The organism is Cupriavidus sp. FW305-46 (assembly GCF_058787075.1).
The window spans coordinates 1-3,656 of record NZ_JBYSZI010000130.1; the positions used below are offsets into that span (position 1 = coordinate 1).

At 62.1% G+C, this 3,656-nt stretch carries 4 protein-coding genes and 1 pseudogene; all 5 read left to right on the top strand.

Annotation, left to right across the window (positions count from 1 at the left end; all coding sequences use genetic code 11):
* Window positions 1-96 (top strand): annotated as a pseudogene (locus AC3WON_RS31000) (ABC transporter ATP-binding protein); the annotation flags it as partial.
* 10 nt (window positions 97-106) lie between these two features.
* Window positions 107-991: a branched-chain amino acid ABC transporter permease gene (locus AC3WON_RS31005; RefSeq protein ID WP_492353470.1), complete on the top strand. Its 885-nt coding sequence runs from the start codon at window positions 107-109 to the stop codon at window positions 989-991.
* A gap of 71 nt (window positions 992-1,062) precedes the next feature.
* Window positions 1,063-2,007, top strand: coding sequence for a branched-chain amino acid ABC transporter permease (locus AC3WON_RS31010; protein WP_492340479.1), 945 nt, complete (start codon window positions 1,063-1,065; stop codon window positions 2,005-2,007).
* A gap of 292 nt (window positions 2,008-2,299) precedes the next feature.
* A complete protein-coding gene (locus AC3WON_RS31015) occupies window positions 2,300-2,707 on the top strand; it encodes a PAAR domain-containing protein (RefSeq protein ID WP_492353471.1) in 408 nt (135 codons plus the stop codon).
* Window positions 2,708-3,290: 583 nt separating this feature from the next.
* Window positions 3,291-3,656, top strand: a 366-nt coding sequence (locus AC3WON_RS31020) for a T6SS effector amidase Tae4 family protein (RefSeq protein ID WP_492353472.1), incomplete at its 3' end; no start/stop codon positions are given.

Sequence of the window (3,656 nt, forward strand, 5' to 3'; positions counted from 1 at the left end):
TTCTACGTGATGGAGCATGGCAGCATCGTCGAACGCTTCGCAGCCAATGAGCTGGAGGCCAAGATGCCGGTGCTGCATGAACTGCTGGGCGTATAAGGAGCGACTCATGAACCTGTTTGAAATCCCGCTCCCGGCGCTGCTGTCGCAGTTGTTGCTCGGGCTCGTCAACGGCGCCTTCTACGCCATGCTGAGCCTGGGCCTGGCGGTGATCTTCGGGCTGCTGAACGTCATCAACTTCGCGCACGGTGCGCTCTTCATGCTGGGCGCGGTGCTGGCGTGGGCCGGCATGTCCTATGCCGGCCTCAGCTACTGGGTGATGCTGCTGCTGTCGCCGCTGGTGGTGGCCGCGCTGGGCGTGGGGATCGAGAAGACCATGCTGCGCTGGATCTACAAGCTCGACCACATCTACGGCCTGCTGCTGACGCTGGGCATCACGCTGGTGGTCGAAGGCATCTTCCGCTCGGTCTATGGCGTGTCCGGGCTGCCCTATGCGCCGCCCGAGGCGCTGCAGGGCGCCTCCGACCTCGGCTTCATGCGCTTGCCCAATTACCGCGTATGGGTGGTTGGGGCATCGCTGGCGGTCTGCCTGTCGACGTGGTACGTGATCGAGAAGACCAGGCTGGGCGCCTACCTGCGCGCCGGCACCGAGAACGCCAAGGTGGTCGAGGCGTTCGGCGTCAACGTGCCGCAGATGGTGACGCTGACCTACGGCTTCGGCGTGGCGCTGGCCGCGTTTGCCGGGGTGCTGGCCGCGCCGGTCATGCAGGTGTCGCCGCTGATGGGCCAGAACCTGATCATCGTCGTGTTCGCGGTGGTGGTGATCGGCGGCATGGGCTCGATCATGGGCGCGATCCTGACCGGGCTGGCGCTGGGCGTGATCGAAGGGCTGGCCAAGGTGTTGTACCCGGAAGCATCTTCCACCGTTGTCTTCGTCATCATGGTGGTGGTGCTGTTGTTGTGCCCGGCAGGGCTGTTCGGAAAGGAGAAGTGATGAGCGGACAATCTATCGCCGCAATCGGCATGCGGCAGCAGCAGGTGGCGGGGCGCCTGCCAAAGCAGGTGATGTACGGCGTGGTGCTGGCGTGCCTGCTGGCCGCGCCGCTGGCCGGTGCGTATCCGGTGTTCGTGCTCAAGGTGATGTGCTTCGCGCTGTTTGCGTGTGCCTTCAACCTGCTGATCGGCTATACCGGGCTGCTGTCGTTCGGCCATGCGGCCTTCTTCGGCGGCGCCGGCTATGCGGCCGGCCATGCGATGAAGGTGTGGGGCGTGACGCCGGAGATCGGCCTGGTCCTGGGCACCGGCACGGGTGCGCTGATCGGCTACGTGGTGGGCTCGCTGGCTATCCGCCGGCAGGGCATCTACTTCTCGATGATCACGCTGGCGCTGGCGCAGATGCTGTTCTTCATCTGCCTGCAGGCGCCCTTTACCGGCGGCGAGGACGGCCTGCAGGGCATCCCGCGCGGCAAGCTGTTCGGGGTGCTGCCGCTGTCGGACGACCTGACGCTGTACTACGTGGCGCTGGCGATCATCGTGGCCGCCTTTGCGCTGATCGTGCGCACGGTGCACTCGCCGTTCGGCCAGATCCTGAAGGCGATCAAGGAGAACGAGCCGCGCGCGGTCTCGCTCGGCTATGACGTCGACCGCTTCAAGCTGACCGCCTTTGTGCTGTCGGCGGCGCTGTCGGGGCTGGCCGGCTCGGTCAAGGCGCTGGTGCTGGGCTTCGAGACCCTCAGCGACGTGCACTGGTCGATGTCCGGCATGGTCATTCTGATGACGCTGCTGGGCGGGCTTGGCACGCTGACCGGGCCGATCGTCGGCGCGTTTGTTGTGATCGCGCTGGAGAACAAGCTTGGCGAACTGGGCAGCTACCTTGCGGCGGTGACGGGCATCGACTGGTTCAACGGGCTCGGGGAATCGGTGTCGATGGTGACCGGGATCATCTTCATCGTGTGCGTGCTGACGTTCCGCAAGGGGATTGTGGGGAGTTTGGGGCGACGCCCCGGGTGAGGCGAAAACCGTCTATGGAGTTTCTCCTCTCTCGCGCTTGCCGGAGAGGGGCCGGGGAGAGGGTATCCCTCCCTCAATGCGGCCTACAAGATGGGGCTGGAAGCCCACACGCGGCTCGCGCAGGCGATCGGGGAACTGATAGTGCGGGCGCAGGCCGAGCGTGCGGCTGCCGCACCGAGCGCCCCACAGCCAGGAGGCCGGTTGCGGTCGTCCCGCGAACAATAGGCTTCCGGCCGCCCGGCCGTCATGTAAGACTTTTGAAAAATCATCCCCAAATTTAGGCCATGTCTGATTGACTGCCGATTTCGGCTCAATGGCATTCGGCAAAAAAGCCGTTTCCAACCCAGGATCAATGATGCAAGACACGAAAACCAAGAAGATTTACGTTGCAGCATTCGAAGGTGCGAAGACCGCCAACGGCGGTGAAGTCGTGAAGGGTTCCAGCAATCAAAGCTACGATGGCCGTCCCATCGTCCGGGTTGGCGACGTGGCGACCTACCAGGATGGCAGTACAGCGGTGATTATGGCGGGCGCAGGCAACGCGTGCGAGTCAGCAGGCGTGCCGGTGGCCCTCATCGGCAGCCCCCGCAATGGGGACACCATTGTGTTCAGTCCCGTGACGGCGCTGGAATTCCACGAATCGGCAGACAAGCCTATCCTTGGCCTGCTCGATCCCGCCTACTATCCCGTGCGCGCCTAAGATGCCGTCATGCCGGATATTCGCTACGCACTCCGGAACGGAGACAAGACAAGCTCGGGCGGCATACTCATCGCCACGGGCCGCAGCATATTCCATCATGACCTGATAGTCGGTGTCGAAGGCGACCATGCAACCTGCCCCGCCTGCAAGGTGGGGGGGCGGTGATGAATGACTGTTATTGGCCGTCGATATAGACGGCAAACAGATGTTGGTGACTGGTGCGCGAGTCAATTGCAAGTGCCCGACTCACCCGGTTGTCATCCACTCGCGGACGGATTTCATTATTGAGGTGAACCGGGGAGGCCGCAATGCGCCGCCGCCGCCATCGTCCGCGTCCTTAGCCTCTTCGAACCTGACTTCGCCCGCGACAGGTGACTACGACGAGCAAGTCCGAGTCCGAGTCCGAGCGGGTAATACACCCTTGGAAGGCTACCCCTACTTCATCGAGACGCCCGACGGGCGAGCATTCTCTGGGTGTATAGACGAAAGCGGCAAGCTACCCCGCATATATACAGAGAATCTCAACGAGTACGCAATTTATTGGGGCGATGACGCTCTAGCAAGACAGGAAGAGGTATGAGGTATGCCCAATAAGAAAACGATCGTGACAACAAACGCGACACCGAATTCCATTAAGGAGGTGCAGCTTAAGGTGGTAACGTTTCAGGAACTCTGGGCCAACTATCCGTCGGGCAATCCATATGACAATCCGGCCTATTCCGATCAGTGCGCGATCCGAATGAGTGTTACTCTTCATCGGGTCGGCATCGAGATGAAGTCCTTTTCATCGAAGCTTGTGAAGCCGCTGTCCGGGCAGCCGAGTATCGGGCGTATTATTCTTCCGGCAGACGGGAAGGCCACTGCCACGCGAGCAAACGAACTCGGGGAGTGGTTGAAATTGCAGCCTTTTGCCGGGCTAGGGAAGGCGGAGAATATTACAGGGCGGGAC

Bases quoted from the DNA above. Each gene is read 5' to 3' on its own strand.
- AC3WON_RS31005 (WP_492353470.1), top strand. From the start codon at position 107: ATGAACCTGTTTGAAATCCCGCTCCCGGCGCTGCTGTCGCAGTTGTTG.
- AC3WON_RS31010 (WP_492340479.1), top strand. From the start codon at position 1,063: ATGTACGGCGTGGTGCTGGCGTGCCTGCTGGCCGCGCCGCTGGCCGGT.